Here is a 21,775-nt window from a genome sequence, read left to right on the forward strand (position 1 = left end):
CCAGGCAAGGCGAACTCAAGCGAGAAAGCGGAGTTGACTTTAGTCAATGAGCATTTCGAGTTTGAGTTCAACGCAGCATCGCCGAGCGCAGCAGCTTTCTTTCGTCTTGAGGAGTTAGAAATGGCTTTCGAAGCAATGTTTCAGCCGATTCAGATCGGCAAACTGACAATCCGCAATCGCGTCCTCAGTACCGCGCACGCCGAGGTTTATGCCACCGATGGCGGCATGACCACCGACCGTTACGTGAAGTATTACGAGGAGAAAGCCAAAGGCGGCATCGGCCTGGCCATTTGTGGCGGCTCTTCCAGCGTGGCGATCGACAGCCCGCAAAGCTGGTGGAAGTCGGTCAACCTGGCCACCGACAAGATCATCCCGCACTTCCAGAATCTCGCAGACGCCATGCACAAGCATGGCGCCAAGATCATGATCCAGATTACCCACATGGGCCGTCGTTCCCGTTGGGACGGCGACCACTGGCCGACGCTGATGTCGCCATCGGGGATCCGCGAGCCTGTGCACCGCGCGACGTGCAAGACCATCGAGCCGGAAGAGATCTGGCGCGTGATCGGCAACTACGCCAGCGCTGCCGCTCGCGCCAAGGCCGGTGGCCTGGACGGCGTGGAACTGTCGGCCGTGCACCAGCACATGATCGACCAGTTCTGGAGCCCGCGCGTCAACAAGCGTACGGACGAGTGGGGCGGCAGCTTCGAAAACCGTATGCGTTTCGGTCTGGAAGTGATCAAGGCTGTGCGTAAGGAAGTCGGTCCCGACTTCTGCGTGGGCCTGCGTATCTGTGGTGACGAGTTTCACCCGGACGGTCTCAGCCATGAAGACATGAAAGAGATCGCCAAGTATTACGACCAGACCGGCATGATCGACTTCATCGGTGTGGTGGGCTCGGGGTGCGACACGCACAACACCCTGGCCAACGTGATCCCCAATATGAGCTATCCACCGGAGCCATTTCTGCACCTGGCGGCCGGTATCAAGGAAGTGGTCAAGGCGCCGGTTTTGCACGCGCAGAACATCAAGGACCCGAACCAGGCCACGCGTATTCTGGAAGGCGGTTACGTCGACATGGTCGGCATGACCCGCGCGCACATCGCCGACCCGCACCTGATCACCAAGATCAAAATGGGTCAGGTCGACCAGATTCGTCAGTGCGTCGGTGCCAACTACTGCATCGATCGCCAGTATCAGGGTCTGGACGTGCTGTGCATCCAGAACGCCGCGACCTCCCGTGAATACATGGGTGTGCCGCACATCATCGAGAAAACCACCGGCGTGAAACGCAAAGTGGTGATCGTCGGCGCCGGTCCTGCCGGGATGGAAGCAGCGCGTGTGTCGGCTGAGCGCGGCCACGACGTGACCCTGTTCGAGAAGAAGGACGCGATTGGCGGCCAGATCACCACGGCCTCGAAGGCGCCGCAGCGTGACCAGATCGCCGGTATCACCCGCTGGTATCAGCTGGAACTGGCGCGCCTGAAAGTGGATCTGCGTCTGGGCACCGCTGCTGATGTCGCCACCATTCGCGACCTGCGTCCTGATGTGGTGGTGCTGGCGGTGGGCGGCCACCCGTTCATCGAGCAGAACGAGCACTGGGGCGCGGCGGAAGGCTTGGTGGTCAGCAGCTGGGACGTGCTGGACGGCAAAGTTGCACCGGCCAAGAACGTGCTGGTCTACGACACCATCTGTGAATTCACCGGGATGTCGGTGGCCGATTTCATGGCCGACAAAGGCAGCCAGGTGGAGATCGTCACCGACGACATCAAGCCGGGCGTGGCCATGGGCGGCACGTCGTTCCCGACGTACTACCGCAGCATGTACCCGAAAGAAATCATCATGACCGGCGACATGATGCTGGAGAAGGTCTACCGCGAAGGCGACAAGTTGGTGGCGGTCCTGGAAAACGAGTACACCGGCGCCAAAGAGGAGCGGGTGATCGACCAGGTGGTGATCGAGAACGGCGTGCGTCCTGACGAAGAGCTGTACTACGGCTTGAAAGAGGATTCGCGCAACAAGGGCCAGATCGACATCGACGCCCTGTTCGCGATCCAGCCACAGCCGCTGTTGAGCCAGGCGGGTGATGGGTACCTGCTGTACCGCATCGGCGACTGCGTGGCGCAGCGTAATACCCATGCTGCGATCTACGACGCACTGCGGCTGTGTAAAGACTTCTAAGCCAAACCTCCTGTGGGAGCCGGCTTGCTGGCGAAGAACGATAACGCGGAACGACACATACACCGCGTTGCCCGGTTCGCCAGCAAGCCGGCTCCCACAAGGCCCTAGCAAGACCCGAGGTCTTTTGGGAGCTCCACATGTTAAGCACTCTTCTTCCAATCCTGCTGTTCGCCGCCCTGGGTCTCGCGATCCTCGGCGCCTTGCGGCGGGCTGCCATGTGGCGCAACGGGCGTGCGTCCAAAGTCGATCTGCTGGGCGGACTGCTGGCGATGCCCAAGCGCTACATGGTCGATCTTCACCACGTGGTCGCGCGGGACAAATACATCGCCAACACCCACGTCGCTACGGCGGGTGGCGCGGTGGCGTCGATCATTCTGGCGATTCTGGTCCACGGTTTTGGCCTGCATAACCGCATCCTCGGTTACGCGCTGTTGCTGATGTCGGCGGCGATGTTCGTCGGTGCCATCTTCATGTACCTGCGTCGACGCAACCCGCCAAGCCGTTTGTCGAGAGGCCCGTGGATGCGCCTGCCGAAAAGCCTGCTAGCGTTTTCCGGTTCGTTCTTCCTCGTGACCTTGCCGGTCGCGGGTATTCTCCCGGAAAACTTCGGTGGCTGGCTGTTGGCAATCATCCTGGGGATCGGCGTGCTGTGGGGCGTTTCCGAATTGTTCTTCGGCATGACCTGGGGCGGCCCCATGAAACACGCCTTCGCCGGGGCCCTGCACTTGGCGTGGCACCGACGCGCTGAACGCTTTGGCGGTGGTCGCTCCACAGGTTTGAAGCCGCTCAACCTTGCAGACCCGACTGCGCCGCTGGGCGTGGAAAAACCTAAAGACTTCACGTGGAACCAGTTGCTCGGCTTCGATGCCTGCGTGCAGTGCGGTAAGTGCGAAGCCGCGTGCCCGGCGTTCGCCGCGGGCCAGCCGTTGAACCCGAAAAAGCTGATTCAGGATATGGTCGTCGGTCTGGCGGGCGGCACAGACGCCAACTTTGCAGGCAGCCCGTATCCAGGGAAGCCGATCGGCGAACACGGCGGCAACCCGCATCAGCCGATCGTCAACGGTCTGGTCGATGCTGAAACCCTGTGGTCGTGCACCACCTGCCGCGCCTGCGTGGAAGAGTGCCCGATGATGATCGAGCACGTTGACGCTATCGTCGACATGCGTCGCCACTTGACCCTGGAAAAAGGCGCGACCCCTAACAAGGGTGCCGAGGTCCTGGAAAACCTCATCGCCACCGACAATCCGGGCGGTTTTGCACCGGGCGGCCGGATGAACTGGGCAGCTGATTTAAACCTCAGTTTGATGAGCGAGAAGAAAACGACCGACGTGCTGTTCTGGGTCGGTGATGGCGCGTTCGACATGCGCAATCAGCGCACCCTGCGCGCGTTTGTCAAAGTCTTGAAGGCGGCCAGGGTCGACTTCGCGGTCTTGGGCCTTGAGGAGCGTGACAGCGGCGACGTCGCCCGTCGTCTGGGTGATGAAGCGACCTTTCAGATGCTCGCCAAACGCAATATTCAGACGCTGTCCAAGTACAGCTTCAAGCGCATCGTCACCTGCGACCCGCACAGCTTCCATGTGCTGAAAAACGAATACGGCGCTTTCGACGGCAACTACTTCGTGCAGCACCACAGCACCTACATGTCCGAGCTGATTGGCGATGGCGCGCTGAGCCTGGGCCAACACAAAGGCTCAAGCGTGACCTATCACGATCCGTGCTACCTGGGCCGTTACAACGGCGAGTACGAGGCGCCGCGTCAGGTGCTCAAGGCGCTGGGCATCGAGGTCAAGGAAATGCAGCGTTCCGGTTTCCGCTCCCGTTGCTGCGGCGGCGGTGGCGGCGCGCCGATCACGGACATTCCGGGCAAACAGCGGATTCCCGACATGCGCATGGAAGACATCCGCGAAACCGGCGCCGAGCTGGTGGCTGTGGGTTGTCCACAATGCACCGCGATGTTGGAAGGCGTGGTCGAACCTCGGCCGATGATCAAAGACATTGCCGAACTGGTGGCCGATGCATTGCTTGAAGACGCAGCGCCAGTCAAATCGGCGCCTGCCAAACGTGAACCTGCGGAGGCGCATTGATGAGCGACATTATCCGCCGCGACCCTCGTGCCGAGTGGATCGCCCGCAACCGCCTGCACCCGCTGCACGCGGCCATGCAACCGACACAATCCAGCTGGATGGGACCGAACGGCATCCTCCGCAAAAACCTGCACGGCATCGGGTTTATCGGCCCCAACGGCATCAAGCGCATCGACCGCAGCGGCGCACAGCAGGGCGGGTCCACCAAGCGTTCAGCGTCAGTCGAAGTGCAGTTGCCGTTGCATCACGTTGCCGATCCGGCCTTCTTCATCGCCGTTGTGCCCGACATGGTCGGCGGTCGCCTGAGCAGCCACGACCGTGACCTGCTTGGCTTGGCCCACAGCTTGGCGGGCAAGGACGGCGCCGTATTGGCCGTAGTCTTCGGTGAGCACAAAGAAAGCGCGTTCGATACCGCTGGCGTTGACCGTCTGCTGATACTGGAAGGCGACGAATTTGCCGGTTACTCACCTGAACAGCGCGTGCAAGGATTGCGGGCTGTGGATAACCAGTTCGACCCACGCCATTGGCTGTTGCCCGACAGCCGCACCGGCGGTGGCGAGCTGGGCCGTCGCTTTGCCGCAAGCGTAGGCGAGCGGCCTGCCACCCGCGTTTGGCAGGTGAAGGACGATCAGGCCACAGGCCGTGCCGGTGCGGGGCGCGAGGACCTCTTACGTCCATTGTCTCGCGTGATCCTTGCGGCCGCCGAGTGCGCCGAACCCGTCAGCGAAACACGTCATGAAGCGCTGCCTGTCGAGTTGTGCACAGCCATCGTGCGGAGCCTTCCTCGCATCGAGGACCTCGGCGCGGTGGCCGTCGATCCGGCACTTATCCCCATGGCCGAAGCGGAGTTCATCTTCTCCGGCGGCAATGGTGTTAAGGACTGGGCATTGTTCCATCGCACGGCAGTCGCACTGGGCGCCACCGAAGGCGCCTCTCGCGTGGCGGTGGACGACGGCTACATGACCCGGGATCGCCAGGTCGGCGCATCAGGCACCTGGGTTACGGCCCGTGTTTATGTCGCTGTGGGCATCTCCGGCGCGATCCAGCACTTACAGGGCATTGGCGCGTGTGACAAAGTCGTGGCAATCAACCTCGACCCGACCTGCGACATGATCAAACGTGCAGATCTGTCAGTGATTGGCGAAAGCGCTGAAATCCTCGACGCGCTCATCGAAGCCGTCGAGGTCTACCGGAACGGGGCAAAACGCGATGCAGCCTGAGAAAAAATTGCCTGTGGATAAAGCGGCGCTTCACGTCATCAGCCTGGTCTCCATCGGTGCGCACCCGACTTCCGGTCGGCCGCGCCGCGCCGAGCAGGATGCGCGCGCTGTCGAGCTGGGCTTGCAACTGGCTGGGGATAACTTACACGTGCTGCATGCCGGTAGCGCCGACGAGCCCGCGCTGCGTGCTTATCTCGGGATGGGCCTGAAAGAGTTGCACGTTCTCGACCAACCCCAGGATGCCGACGCGCTGCCGGGGCTGGCTGATTACATTCGCGAATCCGGCGTACAGCTGGTGCTTGCTGGCACCCAGGCTGAAACGGGCGAAGGCTCCGGCATGCTGCCTTACCTGCTCGCCGAAAAGCTCGGCTGGCCGCTGGTGGTCGGTATGGCCGAAGTGGAATCCATTAGCAATGGCAGCGCCCATGTGCTCCAGGCGTTGCCACGCGGTCAACGGCGCCGCCTGAAGGTGCGTCTGCCATTCCTCGCGACTGTGGATAACGCCGCGCCAAAGCCGCGCCAAAGCGCCTTCGGCCCGGCGCAGCGCGGCACGCTAGACGTGGAAGAAATCGAGGTGGTCATCGACGAGTTATTCACAGATGCGCAACTGACCCCCGCCAAACCCCGTCCAAAACGCTTGAAAGTGATCAAGGCGAAAAGCGGGGCAGACCGGATGAAAGCGGCGACAGCGAAAGCCAGCGGCGGCGGCGGGCAAGTGCTTAAAGGTGTAAGCCCCCAGGAAGGCGCTGCGGCGATTTTGAAGCTGTTGATAGAGGAAGGGGTCGTGCGTTAAGGCGCACTTCCTCAAACGCAAAAGGCGCCTTATTGGCGCCTTTCGTGTTTGAGACCGCGGATCATCAAACGCTACTGCGCGTGATAACTCTGGATGTAGTTCGTTTTTGTCATGCAAACCCAGTCTCACGCAGCTTGGCATACGCAGAGGCAAAGACGCTGTTGACCTCTTCTATTGTTCTAGGCCGGAAGGTGACGATACCTAGCAGCTCTCGTGGAGGCATAGCAGGGCGGCCTCCCTGATCGATCAGGTGGGCACTGGCTCTCGAGACGACGTCTGGCAAGAAAGGAGTTCTGATTTTCGTGATGGAGTTCTTCCAGTCAGGTTGACCAGGTAGCGAGTTTAGAATGCCTTGACAGAGGTAGATGTCAGACGTCTTATTTACTCCCCAACTAATCCACATACCCACAATCCCTGTGTACCCACCTGTGGATAAACTGTCTGCCTATTGCTACAAGCCTTGTACTGCTTGGTCTCCAAGCCGTAGATCAAAAACTGACCAACCTATCTAGCGGTTTTTAAACGCTTTTTCTCCACAGTTAATTCTGAATAGGGCGCCGTTCTGCCCACATTCTCTGTGAGCGTCTATGTGGATAAGATGTTTGCTTTCCTCTACAGGCCACGTAGAACGGTGCCTGCAGGTGATTGTACAAATATTGATCAGTTCGATATTTCGTTAGAGATCAACCCTTTCTAGTTACCAGAATCTCGCCAGTCATTAGTCTTTTCCACAACCGTAGCTAATTGCGGGAAGTTTCGCACAATCTCTGTTGGCGGTTCTGTGGATAAGGTGTTCGCGGTCCTCTATGAGCCTTATATTCCGTGACCTCCATGGGTTTGATCAAAATATGATCAGCTATTTCTCATTCATGTCATTCTAAATAGGTCACGGTATTTTCGGGTTTTTGCCAAGGCGTGAATCGACTTCCCTACAATTGCTGTGGGTTGTGCTGTGGATAAGTTGTTTGTGGATGCTGGAGAGAAGCGGCTGGGTTGTGGGAATGCGGGGTTGAGCGTTTTTTGAACAGTTTGAGGAGTCGCCATCACTTGTGGGAGTCGGCTTGCTGGCGAATGCGCCGTATCAGTCAGATCAATGCTGAATGACACACCGCGTTCGCCAGCAAGCCGGCTCCCACAGGGGAAAGGGTGTTCTCGATTACTCGTGATTAACCGCCACACCCTTCAAATAAGGCGCAGGCTCTGCCCCCATGTTTTCAAGCAGCTTGGCGCTGTACCAGTCGATGAAATTGACTACGCCGAACTCGTAGGTTTTCGAGTAGGGCCCTGGCTGGTAGGCGACGGAGTTGATGCCGCGCTGGTTTTCTTCGGCCAGGCGACGGTCTTGGTCGTTGGTGGCGTCCCAGACTTCACGCAGGCGCGCGACGTCGTAGTCCACGCCTTCGACGGCGTCTTTGTGCACCAGCCATTTGGTGGTGACCATGGTTTCCTGTGCGCTCAGCGGCCACACGGTGAACACGATCACGTGGTCGCCCATGCAGTGGTTCCAGGAGTGTGGCAGGTGCAGGATGCGCATCGAGCCCAGGTCCGGGTTCTGGATGCGGCCCATGAGTTTCTTGCTGCCTTGCTGGCCGTCCATGGTCATGGACACGGTGCCTTTGAGCAGCGGCATGCGCACGATACGGTTACGCAGGCCGAAGCTCTTGTGCAGGTATGGAATCTTCTCGGCTTCCCAAGCCGCAGCGGATTCAGCGACATGATCCTTGAATTTCTGGTCGGCGCGTGGATCGTTGGTGTCGTCCCACTCCAGCAGGGTATTCAACAGTTCAGGGTGCGAACCGCTGCAGTGGTAACACTCGCGGTTGTTTTCCAGCACCAGCTTCCAGTTGGCTTTTTCGATCAAGGTGGTTTGCACCGCCACCTTGGTGTTTTCCATATCGTACGGTTCCATGTAGTGATTCAGCGTCTGCAGGAACTCGTCGATGGCCGGCGGGTTTTCCGCCAGGCTGATGAAGATGTAGCCGCCTGACACCTTGCAGTGCACGGGCTTGAGGCTGAATTTCTGCATGTCGAAGTCGGCGCCCATTTCAGTGCCAGCGTACAGCAGGCGGCCGTCGAGTTCGTAGGTCCACTGGTGGTATGGGCACACCAGTTTGGCAACTTTACCTTTTTCCTTGGTGCACAGACGCGAGCCGCGATGGCGGCAGACGTTGTGGAACGCGTTGATCGAACCGTCCGGCTTGCGCACCACCAGGATCGGGTTCTTGCCGATTTCCAGGGTCAGGAAGTTGCCCTTCGCCGGAATTTCGCTGGTCATGCCCGCGATCAGCCATTCCTTTTGAAAGATTTCCTGCATGTCGATTTCAAACAGCCGCTCATCGCTGTAGAAAGGCTGCGGCAGCGAGTAGGTGCGCTCACGGGTTTGCAGCATCTCAGCGGTGGCCTTGCGTGCGGGTTCCAGCGGATCGCCCAGGCTCAGAGTTGCGGTGACGTCCATCTTTCAAGTCCTCAGACCGCGATTTCAGCGATCTAAAAAATGTGGCTAATACGGTTGTGGGGTGTTCGGCACGCGAGGCGACGGTTGTCTCTGTCGCTCATGGTTATGGGTAAAAAATCTGTATTCGATTGACGGCGAGTGTGTAGCCGGGCGCGACACGAACCTTATCCATGGGCGACATGGCCGAATCCGTTTCCGACTACGCAGCCCCTATAGATCGGGGCTGGTCGCCATAAGTATGTGAATGTCGCTGATAGGTAAATAGGTGGCTCGTGCGTTACGCAGAATCGCCACCATAAGAGGCCGACAGTCGGCCGTGGAGAGTGAGTATGTCCCAGAGTTTCCTCAACCCCGTCACCACGCAGACCTGGGCCAATGGCCGCCACCTGGTGCGGGTCGTCAAAGTGATCCAGGAAACCTGGGACGTGCGCACCTTTTGCTTCATGGCCGATCAGCCGATCCTGTTCTTTTTCAAGCCGGGTCAGTTCGTCACCCTGGAGCTGGAAATCGACGGCGTGCCGACCATGCGCTCGTACACCATTTCCAGTTCGCCATCGGTGCCGTACAGCTTTTCCATCACGATCAAGCGCGTGCCGGGCGGCAAAGTGTCCAATTGGCTGCACGACACCCTGCATGAAGGCCAGGAGCTGGCGGTCCACGGGCCGGTCGGTCTGTTCAACGCCATCGATTTCCCGAACCCGAAGATCCTTTACCTGAGCGGTGGCGTCGGTATCACGCCAGTCATGTCCATGGCGCGCTGGTATTACGACACCAACGCCAATGTCGACATGGTGTTTGTCCACAGCTCACGCTCGCCGAAAGACATCATCTACCACCGTGAACTGGAACAGATGGCGTCGCGCATCAATAACTTCTCGCTGCACATCGTCTGTGAGAAGCACGGTTTGGGTGAGCCTTGGGCCGGTTATCGCGGCTACCTGAACCAGAAGATGCTGGAGCTGATGGCGCCCGATTTCATGGAGCGCGAAGTCTTCTGTTGCGGCCCGACCCCTTACATGAACGCGGTCAAGCGGCTGCTGGAAGCCAACGGCTTCAACATGGCCCAGTATCACGAAGAGTCCTTCGGTGCGACGCCACCGGAGGCCCGCGCCGACGCCGTGGAACACGCCGAGCAAGCCGCCGACGCCCCGGAAATCGACACCGCCGAGCTGCATCAGGTTGAATTTACCGATACTGGCAAGAGCATCCGCGTGGCGCCTGGCGAAACCGTCCATGCAGCAGCCGCCAAGCTGGGCCTGATGATTCCGAAAGCCTGCGGCATGGGCATCTGTGGCACCTGCAAAGTGATGAAACTCAGCGGCGAAGTCGAGATGGAACACAACGGCGGTATCACCGACGACGACGTGGAAGAGGGCTACATCCTGTCGTGCTGCAGCGTCCCGAAAGGTGATGTGCGAATCGAGTATTGATCCCTTGACTGGCTGATTGCGTCTGACGGACGCAATCCCTAGGAGCCGGCGTGCTGGCGAAAGCGTCTGGTCAGTCGCTCATGAGGCGTCTGCTATTGCGCGTTCGCCAGCAAGCCGGCTCTCACAGTTGTTATGCGCTGCGTAGATCGTTACAGCCTGAACCGCGCCACCATCCCGTTCAGGTCCACCGCCAGGCGCGACAATTCGTTGCTGGCAGCGCTGGTCTGGCCGGCGCCGGTGGCCGACTGAGTCGACAGGTCGCGGATGTTGACCAGATTGCGGTCCACTTCACGCGCCACTTGCGCCTGCTCTTCGGCGGCGCTGGCGATCACCAGATTGCGTTCGTTAATCTCGACCACCGCGGTGTTAATGGTGTCCAGCGCCAGACCTGCACCTTTGGCGATGCTCAGGGTCGATTCGGCGCGTTCGGTGCTGCTGCGCATCGAATTGACCGCCTGCTCGGTGCCGCCTTGGATACTGCTGATCATCCGTTCGATTTCGCTGGTCGATTGCTGGGTGCGGTGGGCAAGGGCGCGAACTTCGTCGGCCACAACAGCGAAACCACGGCCTGCCTCCCCCGCACGGGCTGCCTCGATAGCAGCGTTGAGGGCCAGCAAGTTGGTCTGGTCGGCCAAGCCGCGAATCACGTCCAGCACTTTGCCGATGTCACGGGATTCGTCAGCCAGATTGCCGATCAAGGTCGCAGTGCCCTGCACATCGCTGCTCATGCGTTCAATGGCGCTGACGGTCTCTTGCACCAGATCGCGGCCGTCGCTGGCCGACGTCGTGGCGTTTTTTGAGGCTTCAGAGGTGCTCACCGCATTGCGCGCGACTTCCTCTACGGCGCTGGTCATCTCGTTGACAGCGGTGGCGGCTTGTTCGATTTCGTTGTTCTGTTGCGAGAGACCCCGGGCGCTCTCGTCGGTAACCGCGTTCAGCTCCTCGGCTGCGGAAGCCAATTGAGTGGCAGAGCCGGTAATGCGTTGCAGGGTGTCGCGCAGTTTCGACTGCATCTTCAGCATGGCGCTGAGCAGGCGACCGGCTTCGTCCGAACCCTCTACGGCGATGGTGTGAGTCAGGTCGCCCTCGGCGATTTCTTCAGCGGCCTTGAGGGCAGAGGCAATCGGACGGGTGATGCTGTTGGTCAGCAACCAGGCGAACAGGAGGGTCAGCACGGTGGCGATGATCAGCAGCGTGACGACCATCGTGAAGGCAGTCGAATACTGGTCCGAGGCAATTCTATTGGTGTCATTGAGCTGCTGAGTGTTGATTTCCACCAGCTTGCCCAGCGCTGTGTTCATCTGGTCGGAGTTAGTCTGCAGGTCGTTGTTGAGCAAGGTCGTGAGGTCATCGAGCTTGTTAGCGTTGCTTAACAACTTCATGCGTTCTTCGAGGTTGCGGTAGTCGCCCAGCAGCTTGACGTACTGATCGTACGTGGCTTGCTCTTCAGGGGCGGCGATCAGTTTGACGTAAATCGCGCGGGCCTCTTCAATCTGGCGATTGCGCATGGCCAGCAACTCGATGGTTTTCTGCTGGGTGTCCGCTTCGCGGTTGAGCATCAGGCGGTAAGACAGCACACGCAAGCGAATGCTGGCTTCGGTCAGTTTATCCAGCGCCTTGATGCTCGGCATGCTGTTGGTCGCCATGATTTCAGTGGCGTCGTTAATCTTGCTCATCTGCGCCAGGGCGAAGATGCCGAGCACCAGCATTAGCAGACCAATGATGGAAAAGCCGAGGAACGCGCGGGGCGCGATGTTCATATTACGCAGAGACATGAAGGTTTCCTGAGAAAGCCGCGATCCATGCGTGTAGAAGAGATTTGAAAAAGACGTGCACGGCTTATCGGTTGAAGCGCTAGAGACTTGAACCCTTGCTCATGGCTGTGCGCTTATGCCGCAGGCAGGTCGATCTGACGAACAGTAGGAACAAGATGGGAAAAACGCAGTCAATCAGGGCCGTTATGCGTTTGCGGAATTGAAGCGGCACACAGGATGTTGAGTCGGTGTAGTGGCGTGAATGCCCTGATTTCACTGGTAGCTGAAGTGACTTTTCTTTATCGTACGCGCCCTTTGAAATTTGCCTGAGAAATCAAAATGTTGGAAGCATCCCTAAGCCAGTTGGAAAAGCTCGTCAGTGATCTGGTGCAACAGAATCAGACGCTGCTAGACACGAATGAGCAGCTCGCCCTGGAGCTGAAACAAGCCAAGGATGACAACGACAGTTTGCAGCTGAGTTTGCTGGAGCAGGAAGAAAAGCAGGGCGCGACGGCTGCCCGTATCCAGGCACTGGTGGATCGCGCGACCGGCGCCAGCGCGGTCAGCGCATGATCATCGACCGCGGCACCACCAAGGTCATTTCCATTCTGGGCAACGACTACACCATCAAGGCGCCTGAAGGTCAGGAGCAGACCTTGATGGAGGCCGTGGTCATGCTCAAGTCGGCGCTCTCCGACACCAAGCGCAGCTACCCGACCTTGATTGGCGACCGCTTGCTGGTGTTGGCGGCGCTGAACCTGTGTTCGAAACAGATCGAACTCAAACAACAGCACGCCGACGCGTTGAGTCGTTACGAAGACAAGGTCAGCGCGACGGTCGAGGTGATCGAGAAAGTGATTGCGCAGGGTTGAGAGGCCTTGGCATCGAGGGGACAGTGGTCAGCAGCGCACGATTTGCACGCTGCGTCACGAAGGCGCGACACATTCGCTCATTGCGACGAGAAAGCGGCTGAGCGCACAGGCTTTGCACTGACCATCCCGGCAGGCGATCCGGTAGAACCACCGAATCGCGCGTCAAGACCTATCAGCCTGTGCGATCGCAGGATTATTCCTTGTGGTACGAAGTTGCGCGTTCCACTTCCTCTTTCGAACCCAAGAACACCGCCACGCGCTGGTGCAGGCCTTCAGGCTGAATGTCGAGAATGCGCTGATGGCCGTCGGTGGACGCGCCGCCAGCCTGTTCGACCAGGAACGACATGGGGTTGGCTTCGTACATCAAGCGCAACTTGCCCGGTTTGGAAGGCTCGCGGGCGTCACGCGGGTACATGAACAGACCGCCACGGGTCAGGATGCGATGCACGTCGGCGACCATCGCGGCCACCCAGCGCATGTTGTAGTTTTTCTTGAGCGGGCCTTCTTCGCCGGCCAGCAGCTCCTCAACGTAACGCTTGACCGGGGCTTCCCAGTGACGCTGGTTGGACATGTTGACCGCGAATTCCTGAGTGGACTCAGGGATCTTGATGTCTTCATGGCTCAGCACGAAGCTGCCCATTTCGCGGTCCAGGGTGAAGCCTTTGACGCCGTGACCCAAGGTCAGCACCAGCATGGTTTGTGGGCCATAAATAGCGTAACCGGCGGCAACTTGTTGAGTGCCAGGCTGCAGGAAGGCCTTTTCGTTCAGGGCCTCGTTCTGGCTCAGGTATTCGTTAGGGCAACGCAGCACCGAAAAGATGGTGCCGACTGGGGCGTTGATGTCGATGTTGGACGAGCCGTCCAGAGGGTCGAATACCAGCAGGTACGCGCCTTTCGGGTATTTGCCGGGGATCTGATAGGCGTTATCCATTTCTTCCGACGCCATGCCCGCCAGGTGGCCGCCCCATTCGTTGGCTTCGAGCAGGATTTCGTTGGACATGACGTCCAGCTTCTTCTGCACTTCACCTTGAACGTTTTCGGTACCCATGCTGCCGAGCACGCCGCCCAGGGCGCCTTTGGATACCGCGTGACTGATTTCCTTGCATGCACGCGCCACCACTTCGATAAGGAAGCGCAGATCGGCAGGCGTGTTGTTGCTGCGGGTCTGCTCGATCAGATAGCGACTCAGGGTAACGCGGGACATGGAGAGCTCCGGAAGAAGGGGATATAAAAACGCGCACAGTTTAGCGCGTGTCAGGACTTATTACTGCCTGTCAGACCGACTCTGTAGTGAATGAGTTCACGGGCTACAGCAGCGTAGACGTTGGGCCGTGACACGTTGAAGAACCCCGTTCACGTTTTTGCAGGTGCGGGATCGGTTCAGCGTCATCGCTTCGCATTCGATGCGCGTAATGTGCCAATCGCCATCCAGCCGAGAAAAATCACACCCAGCACCAGGACGCTCCACAGACCGACGCGTTTCCAGTCCGGCCCAGCATTCATTGGTGAGGGAGGCGCGCTGACCGCCACCGGGGCCGTCGACAACTGAGCTGTGCCCAGCGCTGCCAGCTTCTCAGGCGTCACACCGGGCACCAGCATGTTCAGTGGCAGATTCGCCCCTTTGATGGTCGCGTTGCCGATGGCCAAGCTATAAGGCGGTGCACCCCGTCCCAGAAAGACCACTTGTGTGGCACGCACGGCGAAACTGAGCTTGGGTGCATCGTTGCCCAGGCCACCGCCACGATCATCGACTTCGAGTTTCAGCTGTCGCACGACAGCGCCTGACAGCTGCATTTCGTCCTGAAGCACTTCCTGGCCGTTCTGGGTCAAGCGATAGAGCAGGCTGTCGTCGATGAGCTGCCAGGGGGCGTTGCCATCTGCACGCGCATATAGCGTGGCGGGGGCCAGACTGTTGGGTTGAGTGATCTCGACCTTCATGCGCTCCAGCGGCAGGGCGACCGGGAGCTGCCAGACGTAGATGCTGGGCTTCTCGACGGTCCCGGAGATGGCTGGCGACCAGCTCAGCGGCATCACGTCTGGGCGCGTACTGACCAACTGCGCAGCGGTTAAAATCGGCGCCGATTGCGGGTTGATCCACAGCAGACGCAAATAGCGGGCGCTGCGACCGGGCAATGTGACGACCCGCTGCTCGACGCGCTCGTCCGCGAACGACAAACGCGCCACTTGGCTTTCGCCCCAGCGCTTCCAGTGTTGCAAGTCGTCACTGGCCTCGATGCTGAAGCGCTGAAAACCGTCGCGCTCGGCGTCCCAGTCGAGAATCAATTGGTCCAAAGGCCCGTGAAGGGCGCTGGTGTCGAGCAGCCAGCCGCGCAGAATCTCCTCGCCCGCTTCGATCTCCCCCTGGGGCTGGACTTCCACCAGCGTGCCGTTGGCGGTGCGTTCGACACGGATTTTCGGCTCGGCGTCCTTGGCATCGTCGCTGTTGTAGAGCGGGAACCACTTTACATCGACTGGCGTTTCGTCTTGGGCGCGCTGCGGTTGGCTGAGGGTCAGCGCGTAAGGCTGGGCCTGGCCATCGGCGTTGAAAATGCGCACGTCGTTGAGATTGCCTTGGCGAGCGTTCAGTTGAGCGGCGAGCGGCAGCTCGAGGCGATACCACGGCCCTTCGCCGCTCACGCTCAGCGGTAGGTGGCTGGCGAAATCGTTCGGCAGGTCTTCGGCCTGGGCGAACAGCGCGGCGCACAGCATCGATCCAAAAACAGCGGCCTTGACGAGAGACTGACGACTCAACAACGAACTCCTGATTCTCATGGCAGTGCCGAATCCGTCGGCGTGGCTTCATCCGATAACGGGCTGCGAGTCGGTTTCTTCGGCGGCAATGGTGCGAAATATCCCACCACGAGGAGCAGAACGCCAACGCCGATGAACGACACGATTCGTTCGAGGCTGCCGCGATTGCTCAGTTCAACGAAGAACAATTTGCCGACCACAATGCCGATCAGTACCGCGCCAACGATCCACACGTCCCGCTGTTTACGCAGGTGCCCGCCGATCATCAGCGCCAGTGCCATCAAGGTCCAGACGATGGACAGGCCCGCCTGCACGCGCATCGATTCGAACAGCGCATCGGTGTGCCAAGCCACGCCTGCCCAGTGATGGGCGCTGCGCATGACCGTGGCGGTGACCAGCGCGAAGATCGACGCCCCCGCGATGATCAGAGCCACCTTGCGCGCATGATGGGGGCTGACGCCGAGCTGCGGCAGTTGTTGACGCGTCCAGCTGAAAATACCGGCAAGCGTGATCAACAGACCCAGCTCCAACGGGTTGATCACCGGGACGTAAGGCAGCGGATCGGCCGCCCCTTCGCTGAACCAGTTTGCCAGCCAGAACCACGCCAGCATCAGGAACGCCAGGGGCGCAGCGGCCCAGACCCTATATTCGCGGGGGTAGGCACTGACCGGCCACGGCACCCGCCACGGCTCAGTGCGCGGCGCGGTCATCGCCAGCAGATAGAAGCTCGGCAGCACGGCCCAGCCGAGCCAGCGCCAGGCGTTGTAGGACTCGGACAGAATCAGCAGGCCGTAACGCAACTCCAGCGACAGTACGCCGAGGATCAGCCAGCAACCCAGAACATGCGCGGCGCTGCGCAGGTGTCTATTCAGCACGGCGTCCAGCTTCTTCAGCGACAGCACATGAGCGGCGAACACCGCTGCCCAGCCGAGCCAGCCCCAATTCGCAGCGGGGTGGTAATAAGGGTTGAACAGCATCAAGGTCAGCAGCGCGACGCTGGCGGGCATCAACAGCGTGCACAGTTGCGCCAGCCCGACCCATCTGAGGCGCAATGAGACGACGGTCCACAGCCCGACGCTAAGGGCGCCCAGCAGCAGCAACGTCGGTATTTCCCGCGCGCCGGGCACGTAATGCATGCTGACGCACAACGTGATTGACCACCACAGCGCGCCCCACACCAACAGCGCGGGTTGTAAGGCGCGTTCGCTGAATGCCAGACGCAATGTGCCGATCCGCTCGACGACGAAGGCACTGATCAGGCCGGCGAGCGCGATGATCAGCGGCGTCCAGAAATCGCCATGACTGACAGTCGGACCGTCCTTCCACGCCGCCCAGCGACCGACCATCCCGAGGAATGCGAATCCTGCGCCCAGTTGCAGCAGCAAGCCGAAAACGCGCGCCAATCGCCGGTCCTGGCGCATCCCCAGCCAGAACACAGCGGCGCCTTCGACGGCCCAGGCCACGGTTGTCCACTGCGCGCTCAGCCCCAGAGGAATGGCCAGCGTCGCGAACACCACGCCGAGGGACAGGCAGGTTTCAACCAGCAACAGCGCGCGGCCGGGTGCACGGCCAGCGAGGATGCGTGCAATCGCCATATAAAGGAGGCCCAGCACCAGCGCACTGAACGCCGCGCCGAACTCGATGTGCTGGACGATGGCGTATTGCAGGCCAAAACCGGCGATGGGCGTGCCGAACAAGAGGGTTCCGTCGACGTAATGACTGTGCTTCGCCGACCAGCGCAGGACCGCCGCACGGCTGTCGTCTTCAGGGCCTGTTGCGTGTTCTTGAAGCTTGCGTCGGGCAAACAGCAGGCCGATGGCCAGGTACAGCAGGAAGAAAAGAATCAGGAACGGCTCGGTACTCCAGAACAGCTCGGGGGTATAGGCCTTCAATCCCCACCCGCAACCGATGCCGAATGTGCCGACAAAGCCGATCAGGTTCAACGGACGCCATGCCTTGAACCAGGCGATGGCGAAGATTCCGGCGTTGAGCAAGGCGAAATAACTGAACAGCGCGACATGGCTGCCCGCCCCCGATGAGGTCAACAAGGGCGCTGCAAAACCGCCGAGCGCCGCCACGCAGGCGAGGGCCAGCGAGTTTTGCGTCACCGCGAGAATGGCCGAGAACACAGTCACCGCCACCAGTAGGCTAAACGCCATGCCGGGGGCGAGTAACGTGTGGACTTTCATCGCGGCGAACACCGTCAGGTACAGCACCGCCACGCCTGTGCCTTGCAGCATCAGGGCAAAGGATTCGTTGCGTTGGCGCAGCCACCAGCCAAGGCCCAAGAGTGCCAATGCTGCGACGGCAACCCCGGCGTATCGCGCTTCGATGGGCACGACCAGGCCTTCAGTGGCGTAGCGCAGCAGAAACGCCAACCCGAGAAACAGCAGCACCACGCCGACGCGTAACACCGTGTTGCCGCCCAGCAGCCAGTCTTTTGCGTGATTCAGCAAGTTGTCGAACAGGTTGGGCTCGGTGTAATGCGCGGCCGCGGGGCGCGCAGGTTGCAGGTTCTCGGGCGGGCGGCGCCATTCGGAATCGGTGGTAGGTTCAACAAGCTCAGGTTCGAGGTCCGGCAAGTCCCAGAGCAGCTCGGGACCGGTGTCGGCAACAGGTTGGATATCGAGCGGTGTTGGCGCTGGGGCGTCCGGCAGCTGCGTGGCAGCGGAATCCAGCTGGCTCAGACGTAGCTGAAGGGCCTTTAGATCAAGCCGGGTCTCAGCCAGTTCGGCTTTCTGTTCGCTTGTCTGGCGAGCCAGCGATGACAGGCGAACGCTCAAACCCAGAGCCAGGCCGACCACCGCGCCCACAGCACCGCCCATCAGCGATTCATCGAGCACTGCACCGATGAACACCCCTGCCAGCAAAAGAATCCATTGCACGCCACGACATCCCTTTTCCGCCGCAGTGCGGCAATGGCGAGGAGTATATCGGGCGGGGCAAAAGAGGAAACGATTAGTGTCGGGAAGCGAGAACTGCGTCGACAGTCAATGACAACCCTAGGAGCGCGCTTGCCCGCGAAGGTGATCTGTCAGTCAACGTTGCTGCGTCTGAGGAAATGCATCGCGAGCAAGCTCACTCCCACAGGGGCTGGGTCAGTCGGAATCTTCTGCGGACCGTGTGGGAGCGCACTTCCCCGCGACGGAGGTGTGTCAGTCAACATTGCTGCGTCTGACCAAATGCATCGCGAGCAAGCTCACTCCTACAGCGTCGACTCTCAATGACAACTGTAGGAGCGTGGCTTGTCCCGCGATCGGCGGGGTACCCGTCGTAAGTCCAGCGTTCACGGTCTAACAGGCAGGCCACGGGCTCCGATGTTACGGCGGCTGCGGTTGGACGCAACCCTGCGCGGTCGCGGGACACGCCACGCGCCTACAGGGGCCTAGGCCGGTCGGAAGACCTTCCGCGGACCGTGTAGGAGTGAGCTTGCTCGCGATCAGGGTCTGTCAGATCACGTTGCAGTGCCTGGCTCAACGCATTCGCGGGCAAGCGCTCTACAGGGTTTCGCGTTTTGTCGGTTAGTTGATGGGTGATCGTTGCCCTGCGACGACGATCCCCGTTTCTCAATCCAGCGCGTGCCAGATCTCGTTCGCGTATTCGCGAATGGTCCGGTCCGAGGAGAACCAGCCCATGCGCGCGGTGTTGAGCACTGCCGAGCGCCACCATTCCTTGCTGTCGTGCCAGCGTTTTTCGACCCGTGCCTGGGCATCCCAGTACGACTCGAAATCCGCGCAGACAAAGAAACGGTCGTAGTTGATCAACTGCTCGATCAACCCAGCGTAGCGATACGGATCGTCCGGCGAGAACACCCCGCCACGAATCGCTTGCAGCACATCGTTCAGCCGCGACGACGCCGCGATGTCGTTATGCGCGTTGAATTCACCCGCATGTTTGCGTGCTTCGACCTCTTGGGACGTCATGCCGAAGATGAACATGTGTTCCAGCCCGACCTGCTCGCTCATTTCCACGTTGGCGCCGTCGAGGGTGCCGATGGTGAGCGCGCCGTTGAGACCGAACTTCATGTTGCTGGTGCCCGAGGCTTCCAGCCCTGCCGTGGAAATCTGCTCCGACAGGTCGGCGGCCGGAATGATGCTTTCCGCCAGACTCACGTTGTAGTTCGGCAGGAACACCACTTTCAGACGGCCGCGCAGGGTCGGATCGTTGTTCACGGTCCGGGCGATGTCGTTCGCCAGTTTGATGATCAGCTTGGCCGAGTGATAACTGGCCGCCGCCTTGCCCGCGAAAATCTTCACGCGGGGCACCCAGTCGGTGCTGGGGTCAGCGCGCATGGCTTGATACAGCGCCACGGTGTGGAACAGGTTGAGCAGTTGGCGCTTGTATTCGTGAATCCGTTTGACCTGCACGTCGAACAGCGCTTCCGGATTGAGCGCGATGCCCAGTCGTTCCTGAACGATGTTCGCCAGCGCGGTTTTGCTCTGCAGCCGTTGCGCGGCGAATGCTTGCTGGAACGTCGGGTCGTCGGCCAGCGGCTCCAGTTTGAGCAGCGCGGTTTCGTGATTATCCAGCACCTGCTCGCCCAGCTTGTCCACCAACATCGAAGTGAGCTCCGGGTTGGACTGGAACAGCCAGCGGCGGAAGGTGATGCCGTTGGTTTTGTTGTTGATGCGGTCTGGGTACAACTTGTGCAGCTGCGCGAACACGGTCTTGCGCATCAGTTGCGTGTGCAGGGCCGAGACGCCGTTGATGCTGTGCGAGCCGATGAACGCCAGGTTACCCATGCGCACGCGACGGCCATTGTCTTCTTCGATCAACGACACCGCACGCAGCAAACCGAACAGATCCGGATCATCCTTGTGATCGACGCGCACCTGATCGATGTGTTGCGCATTGATCATATAAATGATCTGCATGTGGCGCGGCAGCAGCCGTTCCATGAGGCCGACGGACCACGTCTCCAGCGCCTCGGGCAGCAATGTGTGGTTGGTGTAGGCGAGGGTGCCGACCGTGATGCGCCACGCTTCGTCCCACTCCACGTCGTACAGGTCGATCAGGATGCGCATCAGCTCGGCGACAGCGATCGACGGGTGCGTGTCGTTCATCTGAATCGCGGCGTGTTCGGGCAGGCTGTTGATCGTGTAGCCCATGTTCTTGTGGCGACGCAGCAGATCTTGCAGCGAAGCCGAGACGAAGAAATATTCCTGACGCAGGCGCAGTTCCTGGCCGGCTTCGGTGCTGTCGTTGGGGTACAGCACGCGGGAAATGCTCTCGGCGCGAACCACTTCCGCCACGGCGCCGACGTGGTCGCCCGCGTTGAAGCGTTCCAGATGCAGGTCTTCGACGGCGCGGGCACGCCACAGGCGCAAGGTGTTCACCGCCTTGCCGCGCCAGCCGACCACGGGAGTGTCGTAGGCAATCGCCCGCACGGTTTCGCCCGCGCTCCAGATCTGACGGGTTTCGCCCGACGCATCCAGCACCGGCGCGCCGTTGGGGTCAACGACCGGTTGGACACTGCCGCCGAAGCCAATCTGGTAGATCACTTCCGGACGCTCGAACTCCCACGGGTTGCCGAAATCCAGCCAGTTCTCGGTCTGCTCCTGCTGCCAGCCATCGACAATCGCCTGACGGAACAGGCCATGTTCATAACGGATGCCGTAGCCGTGACCGGCGATGCCGAGCGACGACATGCTTTCCATGAAGCACGCGGCCAGACGCCCCAAACCACCATTGCCCAGCGCCGCATCGGGTTCCAGCGTGCGGATTCTTTCCAAGTCGACGTTAAGGCCCTTGAGCGCTTCACGTGCAGTGTCCAGGATGCCGAGGTTGCTCAGGCTGTCGAACATCAATCGCCCAATCAGAAATTCGAGCGACAGGTAATAGACGCGTTTCTTTTCCTGCCGGTAGATGTAACGGGTGTGGTTCATCCACTTCTCGGCCATTTTGTCGCGAGTGGCCAAGGCGATCGCCATGAACCAGTCATGGTCGAACGCATGGGCAGCGTCTTTACCGACGGCGAATTCGAGCTTGTTAAGTACAGCTTCACGAAAGGCTGCCACTTCAGCGTCACGAACGTTGGGTTCCGGAGACATCGGGTACGACCTCAAGTTGGTTGGACGATTGAATGGGGTGGATTGACTGTAGGGGGTGTCGCCGCTTATTTCCTGCCCTCAGGCGAAATATCCGGTTGCACGACCCTCGGTTCGACTCGGTCAGAGCGCTCTGGTTCGCCGGTTTTTGACGGTATGCGGCATCTTGCAAAACGCTTGCATTGATC

At 60.1% G+C, this 21,775-nt stretch carries 13 protein-coding genes; 7 read left to right on the top strand and 6 right to left on the bottom strand.

The genetic code is table 11. The features are described 5' to 3' along the window. Positions 1-120 precede the first annotated feature (120 nt). The 4 genes from dgcA to B3N48_RS19265 all read left to right on the top strand — a co-directional run bounded on the left by dgcA (position 121) and on the right by B3N48_RS19265 (position 6,278). Positions 121-2,181, top strand: a complete 2,061-nt coding sequence (gene dgcA / locus B3N48_RS19250; protein WP_166595688.1) for a dimethylglycine demethylation protein DgcA — start codon at positions 121-123, stop codon at positions 2,179-2,181. Between the two features lie 137 nt (positions 2,182-2,318). After that, entirely contained in the window at positions 2,319-4,265 is a 1,947-nt protein-coding gene (gene dgcB, locus B3N48_RS19255) for a dimethylglycine demethylation protein DgcB (RefSeq protein ID WP_296186492.1), read from the top strand. Next, a complete protein-coding gene (locus B3N48_RS19260) occupies positions 4,265-5,485 on the top strand; it encodes an electron transfer flavoprotein subunit alpha/FixB family protein (protein ID WP_296186494.1) in 1,221 nt (406 codons plus the stop codon). Before dgcB ends, B3N48_RS19260 begins: the two co-directional genes overlap by 1 nt. Next, a complete protein-coding gene (locus B3N48_RS19265) occupies positions 5,475-6,278 on the top strand; it encodes an electron transfer flavoprotein subunit beta (RefSeq protein ID WP_296186495.1) in 804 nt (267 codons plus the stop codon). Before B3N48_RS19260 ends, B3N48_RS19265 begins: the two co-directional genes overlap by 11 nt. A gap of 1,156 nt (positions 6,279-7,434) precedes the next feature. On the opposite strand, the gene gbcA is transcribed toward B3N48_RS19265, so the two are convergent. Beyond that, positions 7,435-8,733, bottom strand: coding sequence for a glycine-betaine demethylase subunit GbcA (gene gbcA / locus B3N48_RS19270; RefSeq protein WP_296186497.1), 1,299 nt, complete (start codon positions 8,731-8,733; stop codon positions 7,435-7,437). Between the two features lie 329 nt (positions 8,734-9,062). Here gbcA and gbcB point away from each other — a divergent pair, with 329 nt between their 5' ends. Then, a complete protein-coding gene (gbcB, locus tag B3N48_RS19275) occupies positions 9,063-10,163 on the top strand; it encodes a glycine-betaine demethylase subunit GbcB (RefSeq protein WP_296186499.1) in 1,101 nt (366 codons plus the stop codon). A gap of 149 nt (positions 10,164-10,312) precedes the next feature. Here the strand turns inward: gbcB and B3N48_RS19280 are convergent, their stop codons facing one another. Beyond that, entirely contained in the window at positions 10,313-11,938 is a 1,626-nt protein-coding gene (locus B3N48_RS19280) for a methyl-accepting chemotaxis protein (RefSeq protein WP_296186500.1), read from the bottom strand. A 318-nt stretch (positions 11,939-12,256) separates the two neighbouring features. Between B3N48_RS19280 and B3N48_RS19285 the strand changes: the two genes are divergently transcribed. Beyond that, positions 12,257-12,490 (top strand): hypothetical protein, encoded by a 234-nt coding sequence (locus B3N48_RS19285; protein WP_296186501.1) that lies wholly within the window; start codon positions 12,257-12,259, stop codon positions 12,488-12,490. Continuing rightward, a complete protein-coding gene (locus B3N48_RS19290) occupies positions 12,487-12,789 on the top strand; it encodes a cell division protein ZapA (protein ID WP_296186502.1) in 303 nt (100 codons plus the stop codon). The genes B3N48_RS19285 and B3N48_RS19290 overlap by 4 nt, the downstream gene beginning before the upstream one ends. A gap of 193 nt (positions 12,790-12,982) precedes the next feature. On the opposite strand, the gene B3N48_RS19295 is transcribed toward B3N48_RS19290, so the two are convergent. From B3N48_RS19295 to B3N48_RS19310, 4 genes are all read right to left on the bottom strand, one after another. Beyond that, positions 12,983-13,993, bottom strand: coding sequence for a class 1 fructose-bisphosphatase (locus tag B3N48_RS19295; RefSeq protein ID WP_296186504.1), 1,011 nt, complete (start codon positions 13,991-13,993; stop codon positions 12,983-12,985). Positions 13,994-14,175: 182 nt separating this feature from the next. After that, a complete protein-coding gene (locus B3N48_RS19300) occupies positions 14,176-15,561 on the bottom strand; it encodes a DUF3999 domain-containing protein (RefSeq protein ID WP_296186506.1) in 1,386 nt (461 codons plus the stop codon). Beyond that, a complete protein-coding gene (locus B3N48_RS19305) occupies positions 15,558-18,425 on the bottom strand; it encodes a DUF2339 domain-containing protein (protein ID WP_296186508.1) in 2,868 nt (955 codons plus the stop codon). Before B3N48_RS19305 ends, B3N48_RS19300 begins: the two co-directional genes overlap by 4 nt. Positions 18,426-19,106: 681 nt before the next feature. Next, a complete protein-coding gene (locus B3N48_RS19310; protein WP_296186509.1) occupies positions 19,107-21,590 on the bottom strand; it encodes a glycogen/starch/alpha-glucan phosphorylase in 2,484 nt (827 codons plus the stop codon). Positions 21,591-21,775: the final 185 nt, after the last annotated feature.

This window comes from Pseudomonas sp. UBA1879 (genome assembly GCF_002338065.1).
Taxonomy (GTDB): Bacteria; Pseudomonadota; Gammaproteobacteria; order Pseudomonadales; family Pseudomonadaceae; genus Aquipseudomonas.

What these genes read in the sequence shown, in the direction of transcription:
- dgcA (WP_166595688.1), top strand. Translation starts at nt 121, where the DNA reads ATGGCTTTCGAAGCAATGTTTCAGCCGATTCAGATCGGCAAACTGACA.
- dgcB (WP_296186492.1), top strand. Translation starts at nt 2,319, where the DNA reads ATGTTAAGCACTCTTCTTCCAATCCTGCTGTTCGCCGCCCTGGGTCTC.
- B3N48_RS19260 (WP_296186494.1), top strand. Translation starts at nt 4,265, where the DNA reads ATGAGCGACATTATCCGCCGCGACCCTCGTGCCGAGTGGATCGCCCGC.
- B3N48_RS19265 (WP_296186495.1), top strand. Translation starts at nt 5,475, where the DNA reads ATGCAGCCTGAGAAAAAATTGCCTGTGGATAAAGCGGCGCTTCACGTC.
- gbcA (WP_296186497.1), bottom strand. Translation starts at nt 8,733, where the DNA reads ATGGACGTCACCGCAACTCTGAGCCTGGGCGATCCGCTGGAACCCGCA.
- gbcB (WP_296186499.1), top strand. Translation starts at nt 9,063, where the DNA reads ATGTCCCAGAGTTTCCTCAACCCCGTCACCACGCAGACCTGGGCCAAT.
- B3N48_RS19280 (WP_296186500.1), bottom strand. Translation starts at nt 11,938, where the DNA reads ATGTCTCTGCGTAATATGAACATCGCGCCCCGCGCGTTCCTCGGCTTT.
- B3N48_RS19285 (WP_296186501.1), top strand. Translation starts at nt 12,257, where the DNA reads ATGTTGGAAGCATCCCTAAGCCAGTTGGAAAAGCTCGTCAGTGATCTG.
- B3N48_RS19290 (WP_296186502.1), top strand. Translation starts at nt 12,487, where the DNA reads ATGATCATCGACCGCGGCACCACCAAGGTCATTTCCATTCTGGGCAAC.
- B3N48_RS19295 (WP_296186504.1), bottom strand. Translation starts at nt 13,993, where the DNA reads ATGTCCCGCGTTACCCTGAGTCGCTATCTGATCGAGCAGACCCGCAGC.
- B3N48_RS19300 (WP_296186506.1), bottom strand. Translation starts at nt 15,561, where the DNA reads ATGAGAATCAGGAGTTCGTTGTTGAGTCGTCAGTCTCTCGTCAAGGCC.
- B3N48_RS19310 (WP_296186509.1), bottom strand. Translation starts at nt 21,590, where the DNA reads ATGTCTCCGGAACCCAACGTTCGTGACGCTGAAGTGGCAGCCTTTCGT.